We start from the raw sequence: 13,636 nt of genomic DNA on the forward strand, positions 1-13,636 counted from the left end.
CTCTTCTTTTCCCGTGAAAACCGAACGAATTGGGCGTACGAAAATGTCTCAAGTAACGAAACCGAACAAATGAGGTACTCGGTTTTTTAACTACAGGGGGGCAACGCATGCAAAAGGCGGGCGAGAAGGACGTGACCTCGTCCTTCTCGCCCGCTTGGCGTGTGGGTGAAGCGTGGCTGACAGGGGGTTGGTGGGGAAGCCGTGCGGCGCGCTAGGCGTTGTTGGCGAGCACGCCCTCGACCGCGTCGCGCGGCGGCATGGCGGGGATGGCGCCCCTGCCCTGCACGCAGAGGGAGGCGACGGCGTTGCCGAAGCGCGCGAACGAGGCCGCGTCGTCCAGCGTGAGGTCGCGGACGTCCTTGCCGGAGTCGAGCAGCGCGCACAGGAAGCCGCCCCAGAACGAGTCGCCGGCACCGGTGGTGTCCGTCGCGTCCACGCGGAAGCTCGGCACCATGCGCGCGCCCTCGGCCGTGACGACCATAGCGCCATCCGCGTCGAGCGTGACCACGACGACCTTGGGTCCCTGCGCAAGGATCTTGCGGGCCGCCTCGATCGGGTCGGACTCGTCCGTGAGGAGTCCGGTCTCCTCCGCGGAGATCTTCACCAGGTCCATCATGTCCACGACGGAGCGCATCCGCTGCGCGGCGACCTCGGCGGACGGCCAGAGCGACGCGCGGTAGTTGGGGTCGTACGAGAGGGTGGCACCGGCGTCGCGCGCGATGCGCAGCGCCTCGAGCGTGGCGGAGCGGGCGGGCTCGTCGGTGAGCGAGAGCGAACCCACGTGCAGTACGCGCGTGTTCTGCAGTACGTCGCGGTTGAGCTCCTCCGGGCGCAGCTGGGTGTCAGCGCCGGGTTTGCGTGCGAACGAGAACGTGCGCTCGCCCGTGGGGTCGAGCGCCACGAACGCGAGGGTGGTGAAGTGGTCGGGGTCGCTCACGAGGCCGGAGCAGTCGACGTCGTTCTCTTCGAGCGTCTGCCGCAGGAAGTCGCCGTGCATGTCGCACCCGACCTTGCCCACGAACGCCGTGGAGTGGCCGAGCCTCTGCAGCGCCACCAGGACGTTTGCGGGGGCGCCGCCGGGGTTGCGCTCGAACAGCTTCTGTCCGGAGGGCGACATCCCGGCATCCGTAAAGTCAATCAGCAGCTCGCCCAGCGCGGTTACGTCGTACATGCCCAGATCCCTTCTGTCTGCGTCGGTCGGTCGCAACGTCGCGACCGACCGTAAGGATATGCCATGCCGCGCGCCCGGGGCGGGACGCGCGGCATGGACTTGGATGAGCGGTTACTTGGAGAGCTTCACCAGGGAGGCACCGGCGACGACGGCACCGGAGGTTCCCTCGATCGACTTGAAGTCGTCGGAGTTGGTGACGATGACCATGGTGGTCGCGGCCTTGCCGGCGGCCTTGATCTGGTCGAGGTCGGCCTCCATCAGGAGCTGGCCGGCCTTCACGTGGTCGCCTGCGTTGACGTGGACCGTGAACGGCGCGCCCTTCAGCTCGACCGTGTCGATGCCGATGTGGAGAAGGACCTCGCATCCGTCGTCGGACATCATGCCAAGCGCGTGGCCGGTATTGGCCACGAGCGTGACCTTGCCGTCGCACGGGGCGTAGATGGCGCCCTCGGTGGGCTCGACGGCAGCGCCCTTGCCCATGGACTCGCTCGCGAACACGGGGTCGCTCACCTGGGAGAGGGGAAGCGCGGTGCCGGTCATGGGCGAGACGAGCGTCGTGGCGTTCGCTGCGGAGGCGTCAACCTGCGGGGCGACCATGGCCTTGGGTTCGGCTGCCTTCGGGGCATCGGACTTCTTTGCGGACTTCGCCTTGTCCTCGTCCTTGTAGATGGTGCTGGTGATGCCGAACGCGACGCCGAAGGCGACGGCGAACATGATGACGTACTGGATGGGCTGGGCGATGCAGAGCAGGATGCCGAAGATGCCGGTGACGCCGGTGCCGGATGCCGCGAGGTTGAAGATGTAGCAGCACAGGGCGCCGCACGCGGAGCCGATCATGCCGGCGACGAACGGCTTGATCTTAGGCAGGTTCACGCCGAAGATCGCGGGCTCGGTGATGCCGAGCAGGCAGGAGATGCCGGAGGGAACCGCGAGGGACTTCGTCTTCTCGGACTTGGTGCGAAGCGCCACGGCGAGGCAGGCGCCGCCCTGGGCGATGTTGGCCGCGGAGGCGATGGGCAGCCAGTAGGTCACGCCGTACTTCGCGAGCATGGAGACGTCGATGGCGGTGTACATCTGGTGCAGGCCGGTGACGACGGACGGGCTGTAGATGAGGCCGATGACGATGTAGCCGATGCCCAGGGGCACCTTGAGGAGGAACATGAGCAGGCCGAGGATGGAGTTCTCGAGCCAGACGAAGATCGGGCCGATGAAGAGAATCGTGATGTAGGCGGCGAGGGAGACGGAGACGAGCGGGGTCACGAACAGGTCGAACATCTCGGGCACGGCCTTGTGGAGGCGCTTCTCGAAGAAGCAGAGGATCCAGACGCCGACGAGGATGGGGATGACGTGACCCTGGTAACCGACCCAGTCGATGCTGTAGAGGCCGGGGATGACGTCGAGCGTGATCATGGTTCCCTTGGCGATGGCATCGCTCGCGCTGTACGCGTTGATGAAGTCAGAGCTGATGAGCAGGGCGCCGAACGACGCGCCGAGGTAGGGGTTGCCGCCGAAGACCGTCGCGGCGCTGAACCCGAGCAGGATCTGCAGGTTTGCGAGGGCGCAGGCGTTGATGAGCTTCGCGATGCGCCACCAGACGGTGTTCTGGTCGAGCATGAAGAAGCCGGCGCCGCCGTCCGCGACGGGGGTGCCCATGTAGCTGAGGGCACCCATGATGCCCATGAGCATGCCGGAGGCCACGATGGCGGGGATGATGGGGACGAAGACGTCGGAGAGGACCTTGATGGCGCGCTGGAAGGCGTTGCCCTGCTTGGCGGCCTCCTCCTTCGCCTCGGCCTTGCTGACCGCGGTGATGCCACCCTGGCTGACGAACTCGTCGTACACCTTGTCGACCGTGCCGGTGCCGTAGATGATCTGCAGCTGGCCGGCAGCCTCGAAGTTGCCCTTTGCGCCGAGGGCGTCCTCGAGCTTGTCCTTGTCGATCTTGCCGTTGTCCGCGATCACGAGACGCAGACGGGTGGCACAGTGGGCTGCGGAGACGACGTTGTCGGCCCCTCCCACGGCCTCTAGTGCCTGCCGCGCGGCTTCCTTGTAGTCCAATGCCATGGTTCCCTCCCAAGGTTGGCTTGGTACCCGACGGCGATTCCACGTGCCTTGGGGGCGAACCGTGCTCCCAGAAGGTGGCATGGCATGTGAAATCGTTCTCACAACTCACTATGAAACGCCTTGCCGAAGGCAGAGGAGTCAGCATCAGCGGTTGAGACGGACGAACGGTAGGAAATGCTCGGTGTATGGAACGGTTTTCGTGGCGAGCCTGTGAAGACAAAGGAGACCGCGTTCTTCTCGCCTGGCGCCACGGCATGGCGGATGAGCTGGAAGATATGGGATAGTTCCCATAGCGTTTGGAACGGGCGGCGGGGATGCGGCGCGTTTGGGCGGAGGTGGGGGGAGCGGTGGTGCGGGGGCTAGCGCGTGGAGTTGCGCATCATGATGCCGTAGGACATGCGAATCTCGCGTGGGACCACGTCCTTGCCGGTCATGGCCTCGATCAGGAGCTTGGCGGCCTCGCGGCCGGACGTCTGGTAGTGGTGGTGGATCGAGGTGAGGGTGGGGGTGACGACGCGCGTGAGCTCGCTGTCGCCGACGCCCGTGACCTGCACGTCCTCTGGCACGCGCCGACCGTACTCGCGCGCGCACGTAAGGGCGCCGAACGCGATGACGTCCGTGGCGCACACGAACGTGTCGAGCTCCGGATGGCGGGACATGAGGGACTCCGCGCACTCGTAGCCGCCGTCGAGCGAGAACGGGCTTGTGCCCATGGCGTCCGCGGGAACGTCGAGCCCGAGCTCCGCGCAGGCGTCCAGGAAGCCGCGACGGCGCTCCTGGCCTGCGGAGACGTCTTCCTGCGTCACGCCGATGTACGCGGGGTGGGCGCTGTTTGGAAGCACCTTGCGGCACAGCTGGAGCATGGAGCGGTAGTCGTCGTTGAAGACTGAGGAGCAGCCCTCCATGTCCTGGCCGAGGATGACGACGGGCACGCGCAACGCGTCGAGCGCGCGACGGTGCTCCTGGTCGAGCACGGTCGCGATGAGGATGATGCCGTCCACCTGGTTGCCCTCCGCGAAGAGCTGCAGGTAGGAGACCTCGGTGTCCTTGTTGTTGTTTGTGTTGGCGAGCAGCGTCTGGTAGTGGGCGTCGTTGAACTCCAGCGTCATGCCGGCGAGCATGCGCGAGACCGCGTGCGAGTTTACCTTGGGGAGTATGACGCCGACGATGTTTGTCTTGCCGGTGCGCAGCGTCTGGGCCTGCTGGGACGGCACGTAGCCGGTCTCCTTGATGACGCGGGCGATGACCTTGCGCTTCTCGGCGGAGACGTAGCCGTCGTTCAGGTAGCGCGAGACCGTGGCGCGCGAGACGCCCGCGAGCTTTGCTATGGAGTTGATGTCCACGGGCGCTCCTTCCGCGTTGGGTGACGTGCTGTGGCGGGGGCGTGGCGGCCGTGGCCGCGGCGATTCTCGCCCACAATGTGAGACCGATACCAGTATGATGTGACATCAAGGTGGCTCCTGTCAAAGTCGATTGCGAGGAGGAACACATGTCCAACGCTCTTGAGCGCGACCTCGACGCGCTGCGCATTGGCGCGGAGGGGGCGGCGAGGCACGGCCGATACGCGCAGGGGTTTCACCTGATGCCGCCCGTGGGCTGGCTGAACGACCCGAACGGGCTGTGCCAGGTGGACGGGACGTTCCACGCGTTCTTTCAGTACTCACCGTTCAACGCGTCCGGCGGGGTGAAGATGTGGGGGCACTCCACGTCTGGCGACCTGCTGACGTGGGACTACCACGGCGTGACGCTCTTTCCGGACCAGCCGGCGGACTGCTCTGGCGTGTACTCCGGAAGCGCGCTCGTTCGCGAGGTGGACGGCCGGAGGCGGATGGAGCTGTTCTACACCGGCAACGTGAAGCTTGAGGACGCGGACGGCTACGACTACGTGCGCACCGGCCGCGAGGCGAACACCGTGTGGGTGACGACGCAGGACGGCGACGCGCACGGGCCCAAGCGCGTGGTGATGACGAACGCGGACTACCCCACGGACGACACCTGCCACGTGCGCGACCCGAAGGTGTGGGAGAAGGACGGGCGCTACCTGATGGTGCAGGGTGCCCGCCGCGACGACGACTGGGGCGAGGTGCTGGTGTTTGGCTCCGACGACCTGGCGCACTGGGAGCTTATGAGCCGCGTGACCACGCCCACGCGCTTTGGCTACATGTGGGAGTGCCCGGACTACTTCGAGCTTTCCGACGGAGAGGGCGGGTCGGCCGAGGTGCTGGGCGTTTCTCCCCAGGGGCTTGAGGGCGGCGACTGGGAGCGCAGGAACGTGTACCAGTCCGGCTACTTCACGCTGGAGGGCGATGTTACGGGCCGCTGCGAGCTGGGCGACTTTGCCCTGTGGGACGCCGGCTTCGACTTCTATGCGCCGCAGACGTTTGCCGCGGAGGACGGCCGACGCATACTGATTGGCTGGATGGGGATCCCGGACGAGCCAACGTACGGAAACGACCCGACGGTCGCGGCGGGCTGGCAGCACTGCTTCACGCTGCCGCGCGAGGTGACGCTTGCGGGCGGGCGCGTGAGGCAGGCCCCGGTGCGCGAGCTGGACGCGCGCCGCACGGACGAGGTTCGCTCTGTGGACGGCGTTCTGGACGTTGAGGGTCGCACGGCGTTTGACCTGGTGCTGGACGCGAGTGCCTGTACGAAAGACGTGCGCGTGACCCTGGCGGACGAGCTTGCGCTCACGTGGCGCGACGGCCGGCTGAGCATGGCGTTTGGACGCACGGAGCGCTCTGACGCCGGCTGCGGCCGCACGGAGCGCTGGGAGCCGCTGCCGGAGCTGCGGAACCTTCGCGTGGTGGGCGACGCGTCATCCGTGGAGGTGTTCGCGAACGACGGCGAGCTGTGCATGTCGACGCGCTACTATCCCGACCGCTATCGCGTGCAGGTGGACGCGCCCGGCGCTGACGCGACGCTTTGGGGTATTTCGGTCTAGGCCATAGCGCGGCCCGCGGGGCCGCGGCGGCGAGGCAGGCGTGATAAAGGACGGGCGAGAAGTGCGTGGGTGCGCTCTTCTCGCCCGTTGGCGTATGAGGGGTGTGGGTGGCTTTGCGTGGCCCGCGGCGCTACTTGTCGCGATTGTTCCCGTGGCCCGGCTTGGCGTCGAGGTCTGCGTCCGCGCCGGCGTGCGTGCCGTGGAACAGCTCGAAGAAGTCGTGCACGGCATCGCGGCTTGTGTCCGACGTGCGGAAGTGGAACTCCGGGTTCTTGGTCTTGAGCTGGCGGTACTCCGCCATCATGTCGCCGAAGATGTGCGCGTTCGAGGGCGGCGTGTACACGATGGAGTTTGCGCCTGCCTGGATGGTCTCTTGTATGGACTCGTCCGTGCGTCCGCCCGTGGCGATGATGGGCACGGCGGGGAAGTCCTTGCGGATGTTGCGCACGACCTGGGCCGTCTTGGCGCCGGCGGCGACGTTGAGGATGGTGACGCCGGCATCGAGGCGCGCCTGCACGTCCTCGTCGCCGGTGGCGATGGTCGCGATGATGGGGATGTCGATGACGCGGCGGATGAGGCGGATGTTGGAGTTGCTCATGGGGGAGTTCACGACCACGGCGAACGCGCCCTGGGCCTCTGCGTCCTGCGCGATGACGACGGAGCGCATGCCGCGCGTGGTGCCGCCGCCGACGCCCACGAAGACGGGGCTGACCGCGGCGCTGATGACGGCCTGCGAGATGGCCTGCTGCGGCGTGAACGGGTAGACGGCGAGCACGGCGTCCGCGTTGCAGTTGCGGATGATGGCGACGTCCGTGGAGAAGACGATGGACTTGATGCGGCGCCCCATGATGACCATGCCCTTGGCCTGGTAGATGACGTCTGGGACCTGAATGGAGTGCGCTCGCAGCGTGCCGGTGATGCGTGGGACGTGGTCTTCGTCCTGGGTTGTGGTGACCATGCGTTTACCTTCCCTTCAGGTGTAGGGGCGTTGCCACCTGTGCGGTGGCGGTCCCGCCGGCGTGACTATGGTCGTTAGGATATCCAATTCTTGGGGCGCCAAACAGTCATTTTTTGCAAACGACGTTTGGCCACGTTTGCCCCCGCGGGGTTCTGGGTAGACGTTCTGCAGGAAACGGAACGCCGCCCGCACGGAGCGCGGGCGGCACGAACGACGGGAGGCCCCCCATGGCCAACTTTGACGACCTGAAGCTCTACGTCCTGCCCGGATGCCCCTTCTGCGCGAAGGTGGACGCGTTTTTGGACGAGCACGACATCCAGATCGAGCACCTGGACGTGACCCAGGGCACGAACGGCGACGACCTTGTGCGCATTGGCGGCAAGAGGCAGTGCCCGTGCCTGCTGATTGACGGCAAGCCAATGTACGAGAGCGGCGACATCATCGACTACCTGGCCGGTCGCATCGGCGCGGACGCACCGAAGCACGAGGGCGGCGGCGCATGCCACTTTGTTCCCGGCGGCGGCCACGTGTGCGACTAGCGTGGGGCGATTGCCGGGCGCGACGCCGGCGCGCGCGGCATTGTAGAGTGCGGCACTGGTACTATCGACTGGTTTGGCGGGCGGACTCCGTTGGGGGTCCGCCCGCCTTGCTGTGCCGCTCGCCGTTTGGGGGAGGGGGGGCGGCTCTTCTCGGCAGGGGAGGAAGGCATCTGGAAGGCGGCGTGGACGGCTTGCGTTTGGCAGCGCGGATCGCGGCCGGAGGCAACGCTCTGGCGTGCGGGAGCGCCCGCCCCGTGCGAGTTCGCGTGCAGACATGTGAAAGGCGACATCTGGCCCGAGGCGCCGCTGGCGGAAAGGGTGCGGTACGCATGCGGGCGAGGGATAGTATGCCGGCATGTCGATTGCGGTCGTGGGACATATTTCGAGCATAGAGGCGCATGACCTTGGCCTTGTAAGTGCTGACGGCGCGAGACTGCCAGTGGGAATGGCGAGCGGTACGATGGATGTGGACGACTTGCGGGTCCAGTCCCTTCGCGTGTCTCCACCCACGCGTATGAGGCCGGATGTCGTGGCGTCGTTGGTGAGGGCGGGTCTACCTGCGCCCGTGCACATGCTTGTGCCTGTGAGGGCGGATGCATTTGCCACACGACGTGTAATTCCCCACGGTTGGTCGTACGTTCAGCCATGGGACGACCTGGCTCGGGTCGAGATAGAGTGCCCTGCAAACGTGTTTGCGTGTCCTCCCGAGATGGCTCTGATGCAGATGGCGCGGGGTCTTGGCGTGGCAAAGACGGCACTTCTTGTTGATCAGGTGCTGGGGACGTATAGGGCTTGTAGACCGGAGGCAATCGAATCATATGGTCAGATAGAGGGGGTCTCGATCGAAAGCTGCACGGACGAGTGTGGGACGGCTACGGCGTACGGCCTTTCGCCACTGACTACGATTGTTAGGTTGTCAAACTACTTGGATGCGATGGCGGGTGCTCCTGGGGCTAGGTCGGTCAGGAGGTCGCTCCCGCTGGTGGCCGATGGTCTGGCATCGCCGCTTGAAGCCCAGACATACGCCCTGGCGTTTTGCTCGCGCCACATGGGAAGCCTTGGGTTGCCGAAACCACTCGTGAACCACGGGGTTGAGGTTCCCATTGAGGCCCGAGGTTGCTTTGGCTCTGCGTTTATTAGACCTGATTTCTGGTGGCCTGAACAGCGAGTAGCCCTTGAAGTCCTCGGAGTCCGCTGGCACGACGGTGCGCAGGGAATCACCCAGACGTCCATGAGGGAAAAGGGGTACTACGCCATGGGAGCCTCCTGCATCACAATCACCGAGAGGGAGATTCGCATGCTGTCGAGCTTCGAGGCCGCGATGGCGGTGCTGGCGAAACTCCTGGGGGTGAAGCTCCGGCCACCAACCAAAGCGTTCGAAAAAATGAGAGGTCAGTTGCGTACCGAGGTTCTGGACGTACGCCCCGCGCGTTAGCTCGGCTGGACGGAAGGTGCAGTGTGCCGAACAAATCATCTTATAGGCTGCCTGGGAATCTCGGGTAGATGTGGGGCTGGAAGTCTCACTATCTGACAGATCCTACAGCTGTCAGATAGTGATGGGGTATGAGGGCTTGCACGTTGCCAAAGGGGCACTTAAGGCATCATTATTTGACAGGTCACGTTGCTGTCAGAAAGTGGGGGTTCCAGGAGTACCACTATCTGACAGGTTCAACATCTGTCAGATAGTGAGGGTTTCTGGTCATCACTATCTGACAAGTTGTACTGCTGTCAGAAAGTGGGAGCTCTTCAACCCCCATTATCTGACAGGTGGCGATTCTGTCAGATAATGGGGGTTCCTGGCATCATTAACTGACAGGTTATGCTTCTGTCAGAAGGTGAGAGAGTTTGAGGCCCCAAGGGGCCTCCTTCCACGCAAATACGCCCCACAATCTGACAGCAATCGCTTCTGTCAGATTGTGGGGTTTCCTGTCCCATTCCGCTCCGCCACCCTCCTCGCGCTACTCCAGCGTGGCGGCTGCCTCCTTAAGCAGGCTCACGATGGGCAGGTGCTGCGGACATGCCTGCTCGCACTGTCCGCACTGGATGCACTCGGACGCCAGCGTGTCGCCGGCGCGCCGCACGTAGTCCTTGCGCGAGCGCTCCAGGTTGCCAAAGAGCTTGTACTCGTTCACGGTGCGGAAGATGTCCGGAATGTGCATGTGCACGGGGCAGCCGCCCGTGCAGTAGTGGCACGAGGTGCACGCAATGCGATCGATTGCGTCGAACGCGCGACGGACCTCGTCCACCGTGGCCGCCTCCTCCTTCGAAAGCGGCTTGAAGTCGCGCATGAAGCTCAGGTTGTCCGCCATCTGCTCCGGGGTCGACATGCCACTCAGCACCATCATCACGTTCGGAAGCGATGCCACAAAGCGGATTGCCCACTGTGCGGGCGAGGCCGTCGCGTCCGCGGAGCGGAAGATCTCTGCGACCGCAGGCGGAAGCGCGGCCAGCGTGCCGCCCTTCACGGGTTCCATCACCACCACGGGAACGTCGTGCGCCACGGCGACCTCGTAGTTCGCGCGAGACTGCACCACCGGGTCCTCCCAGTCGGCGTAGTTCAGCTGCAGCTGCACAAACTCCACCTCGGGATGCTCCGTCAGCAGGCGGTCAAGCAGTTCCGGCCCGTCGTGGAACGAGAACCCCATGTGCCGCACCAGCCCGCGCGCCTTAAGGTCGCGCACGTACTCCCAGATGCCGTACTTATCGTACAGCCCCACGTTGTCGCTGGACAGCGCATGCAGCAGATAGAAGTCGAAGTAGCCGGCGCCGGTGCGCTCCAGGCTCTGCTCAAACTCCGCCTTCGCGGCGGCCTCGTCCTTCGCGGCCCACTCGCCGGCGTTCAGCTTCGTCGCAAGGTAGTACGAGTCGCGCGGGTGGCGCTCAACCAGCGCCTGTCGCACGGCGTCCTCCGACCCCTCGTACACAAAGGCGGTGTCCACGTACCTGCCGCCCGCCGCAAGGAACTCGTCCACCATTTGCGCGGTCGTCCCGACGTCGATGGTCCCGTCCTCGCGCTTCGGCAGGCGCATCATGCCAAATCCCAGCTTGATGCAGTCAGGTGCAAGGGTCCTCATGGCAGCCTCCAGCTTGCTCGTCGCGGTCGCTTCAACTACCAATTGTGCACCAATCGGCGTCCCGCGTGCGTCCCGCGTCGCCACGCCGCGCAGGCCCCTCCGCCGCCGGGCGAGAAGAGCCGCCCCTTTCGCGGGCGCCCAGCCTACGCCCGCGGCCTGAAGTACGGCAGCGACTCCACCTTCCGGTCGCCGGCAGGCCGCGCGCGCATGGCGAGGCCGCGCTCGTTTTCCGCCTCGCACATGAAGTCCGGCATGCGGCCCTCCGTACTCGCGCGGGCGATGTCCTCTATCGCGTCCGCCACGGCGTCGTCCGCACTCGCGCCAATGTGCCAGCGCGCCGCGCTTGCCACCTCCGGAACGGCGTTCGCAACGGCGACGGAGTTCGGATAGAACCCCAGAAGCTCCAGGTCGTTCTCCGCGTCGCCAAACGCGGCCACCTCGTCCACGCCAATGCCCAGGTGCCGGCGCAGCAGCTCCGCTCCCTTCGCCTTCGACCAATCCTTAGGCGCAACGTCGAACATGGGCACCTGCGGCCCGGGAGACATCAGCCTGATGCCGGGGCACAGCGCCTCCAGGCGCTCGCGCACCTCGCCCATCCGCCCCACGCCGCCCATCACGTGGATGTTCGACTTCACCAGCGGACCGTCCGGCAGGTGGTCCATCACCACCACGTCGTCGCTGTCCGCGCGAAACGCGCGCCGGGCGGCGTTAGGGTCGTCGCTCACGATCACGCGCACGGGCTCCATCGTCTCGGCGCGCGTGATCACGTTCAGCATGAAGTTTCGGTCTCCCACCAGCTCCGCCGCCAGGCGCTCCATGCCCTCGCGGTCAAGCTCCACCTGTCCAATCAGCTGTCCGTCCGCAAGCACAAGCTGGCCGTTGCTCATCACGGCAGACTGCGTGCACTCGCGCGCAAAGCCAAACGCCGCGCATGCGCCCTGGCGGATCCTTCCCGTCGTGGCGGCAAACGTCACGCCCGCGGCCTGCGCGTGCCTGATGGCGGCGATGGCGTGGTCGGTCGCGCGCGTCAGCCCAAAGTGAATCAGCGTCTCGTCCAGGTCGGTCAGGATGAGCTTTATCAAACGTCTTCCCATCTGCAATGCGCCGCCAGCCGGGCGCGGGCGTGCTTCCAAGGTCCACCATTATGCACGACGCTTGTGGTCTATCCGTGTATGGCGCGCGCGGCCAGCGCCTTGCGGGCGCTGCGGCAACGCCCGCTCAAATCTAGTGCGCCCACGCGCCCGCGTGACGCATAATTGGAACGGAACGCACGCATCCCGGCGAGCACCCGTCGTAAGGAGACCATGGCATGAACAGCACGCACGCGACCCTGCAGAGCAAGGACCTCTCCCGCGCCATCGAGGTGGAGGTGTACGGTGACGCAGGCCAGCCCGTCATAGTGCTGCCCGAGGGCGACTCCTCGTTCGCCAGCTGGTCGGAGGGCGGCATGATCGATGCGCTCGCCCCGCTCGTCGATTCCGGCATGATGCGTCTGGTCTGTACGGATTCCGTCGACCTCATGGGCTGGTACTCGCGCTACGCCGTGCCTGAGTATCGCCTTTCAAACATCAAGAACTTCTTCAAGTTCGTCGAGAAGGACCTGCTGCCCTTCGTCGCGGCCACGTGCGAAGATAATCGCCCGCCCGTTCTTGCGGGCGCGGGCATGGGTGCGCTGAACGCGTGCGTGCTCATGCTGTCCAAGCCGCAGCTCTTCGGCGGCCTCCTTGCGCTCTCGGGCACGTACGACGCGCGGCGCTTCGTCGTGGGCGAGCTTCCGGACGGCTGGGAGGAAGTCTCCCCGGTCGACATGGTCCCCGCGCTTCCCCAGCGCGGCAAGGCGGTCCGCCTGCTCAATGGCCTTCCGCTCGCATTTGTCTGCGGCCAGGACGCAAGCGAGGACGGCATCGACACGCAGCGCGCGCTAGAGCAGGCGTTTAGCGACCGCGGCATCGACGCCACGTTCGAGTACTGGGGATACGACGTCCGCCACGACTGGGAGTGGTGGCGCAAGGAGGCCGCGGAGATGCTCCCCGCGGTGCTCTCGCCGGAGGGCCTTGCGGACCGCAGGCTCAGCGCGTCTCTCGCCTACGCGGAGCGCGAGGCAAAGCACGCGGCCACGCAGCTGGCAGACGCGCAGGCGCGCCTCGCCGCGGCGCGCGACGCACTGAAGATCGCCAAGCACGATCTGGACGTCACCACCAAGCGCGCAAAGCAGGAGGAGAAGAGCGTGACCACGTGCGGCGAGGCCGAGGCGGAGCTCTTGAAGGCCGCCCGCGTCGCATGGGCGGAGCGCGACCGCGTGGCAAAGCTCCTGCACGACGCGGAGTCCGTGGCAAACGAGGCCCAGGCAAAGGCCGATGCCGCCACGAAGTCCCGCCGCGACGCGGAGTGGATACTGGGCGAGGCGCGCGCGGCAGCCTCGGCAGCCAGGGCCAACAACGAAGCCGCACAGGAGTCTGTCACGGCGTGCGAGGAGGAGGCCGCGTCTGCCACCAGGGAGGACGCCCTTGCGCAGGAGCGCCTGAAGAAGACCCAGGCCCTCATCGAGGAGGAGCGCGCCAAGGCGAAGGCCGCGGCAGAGCATGCGCTCGAGCTCGCGCACAAGCCCGCCGCGAAGAAGCCTGCCGCCAAGAGGTCCCGGTCAACCCGGAAGTCAGCTGCAACCAAGGAGCCAACGGCCTCTAAGCCCGCAGCCGCGAAGCCCGCGGCCACCAAGGTGCCTGCAACCAAGAAGCCGGTCGCGAAGAAGGTGCCCGCTCCCGCGAAGGCAACTGCCAAGAAGCCCGTGGCGCCGGCAAAGTCCGTCCCTGCGGCAAAGTCCGCTCCCGCAAGGAAGCCAACTCCCAAGACCGCGGAGTAACTCTTCCGTCCGGCACACCGCCAGCCCAA

10 protein-coding genes are annotated in these 13,636 nt (G+C 65.8%); 4 read left to right on the top strand and 6 right to left on the bottom strand.

Annotation, left to right across the window (positions count from 1 at the left end; all coding sequences use genetic code 11):
* Nucleotides 1-211: 211 nt before the first annotated feature.
* The 3 genes from BLT96_RS00675 to BLT96_RS00685 form a co-directional block, all read right to left on the bottom strand.
* Nucleotides 212-1,171, bottom strand: a complete 960-nt coding sequence (locus BLT96_RS00675) for a carbohydrate kinase family protein (protein ID WP_172824961.1) — start codon at nt 1,169-1,171, stop codon at nt 212-214.
* 111 nt (nt 1,172-1,282) lie between these two features.
* Nucleotides 1,283-3,235, bottom strand: coding sequence for a PTS sucrose transporter subunit IIABC (locus tag BLT96_RS00680; RefSeq protein WP_090861183.1), 1,953 nt, complete (start codon nt 3,233-3,235; stop codon nt 1,283-1,285).
* A 359-nt stretch (nt 3,236-3,594) separates the two neighbouring features.
* A complete protein-coding gene (locus BLT96_RS00685; protein WP_090861184.1) occupies nt 3,595-4,578 on the bottom strand; it encodes a LacI family DNA-binding transcriptional regulator in 984 nt (327 codons plus the stop codon).
* A 146-nt stretch (nt 4,579-4,724) separates the two neighbouring features.
* On the opposite strand from BLT96_RS00685, the gene BLT96_RS00690 reads away from it, so the two are divergent.
* Nucleotides 4,725-6,176: a glycoside hydrolase family 32 protein gene (locus BLT96_RS00690; RefSeq protein WP_090861185.1), complete on the top strand. Its 1,452-nt coding sequence runs from the start codon at nt 4,725-4,727 to the stop codon at nt 6,174-6,176.
* Nucleotides 6,177-6,306: 130 nt separating this feature from the next.
* Here BLT96_RS00690 and BLT96_RS00695 read toward each other — a convergent pair whose 3' ends face one another.
* Nucleotides 6,307-7,134: a beta/alpha barrel domain-containing protein gene (locus BLT96_RS00695; RefSeq protein WP_197674372.1), complete on the bottom strand. Its 828-nt coding sequence runs from the start codon at nt 7,132-7,134 to the stop codon at nt 6,307-6,309.
* 227 nt (nt 7,135-7,361) lie between these two features.
* On the opposite strand from BLT96_RS00695, the gene BLT96_RS00700 reads away from it, so the two are divergent.
* Both BLT96_RS00700 and BLT96_RS10520 read left to right on the top strand, forming a co-directional pair.
* Nucleotides 7,362-7,673 carry a glutaredoxin family protein gene (locus BLT96_RS00700; protein ID WP_090861186.1) on the top strand — a complete coding sequence of 104 codons (312 nt, stop codon included), beginning with the start codon at nt 7,362-7,364 and terminating at the stop codon, nt 7,671-7,673.
* 742 nt (nt 7,674-8,415) lie between these two features.
* Nucleotides 8,416-9,108 (top strand): hypothetical protein, encoded by a 693-nt coding sequence (locus BLT96_RS10520; RefSeq protein ID WP_157692079.1) that lies wholly within the window; start codon nt 8,416-8,418, stop codon nt 9,106-9,108.
* A 523-nt stretch (nt 9,109-9,631) separates the two neighbouring features.
* Here the strand turns inward: BLT96_RS10520 and BLT96_RS00710 are convergent.
* Together BLT96_RS00710 and BLT96_RS00715 are read right to left on the bottom strand one after the other, a co-directional pair.
* A complete protein-coding gene (locus BLT96_RS00710; RefSeq protein WP_090861188.1) occupies nt 9,632-10,747 on the bottom strand; it encodes an aldo/keto reductase in 1,116 nt (371 codons plus the stop codon).
* 143 nt (nt 10,748-10,890) lie between these two features.
* Complete coding sequence (locus BLT96_RS00715) at nt 10,891-11,829, bottom strand: HAD family hydrolase (protein WP_157692080.1); 939 nt, start codon at nt 11,827-11,829, stop codon at nt 10,891-10,893.
* A gap of 227 nt (nt 11,830-12,056) precedes the next feature.
* On the opposite strand from BLT96_RS00715, the gene BLT96_RS00720 reads away from it, so the two are divergent.
* Nucleotides 12,057-13,607, top strand: a complete 1,551-nt coding sequence (locus BLT96_RS00720; protein WP_090861190.1) for an alpha/beta hydrolase-fold protein — start codon at nt 12,057-12,059, stop codon at nt 13,605-13,607.
* Nucleotides 13,608-13,636 lie beyond the last annotated feature (29 nt).

It is taken from the genome of Parafannyhessea umbonata (assembly GCF_900105025.1).
GTDB lineage: Bacteria > Actinomycetota > Coriobacteriia > Coriobacteriales > Atopobiaceae > Parafannyhessea > Parafannyhessea umbonata.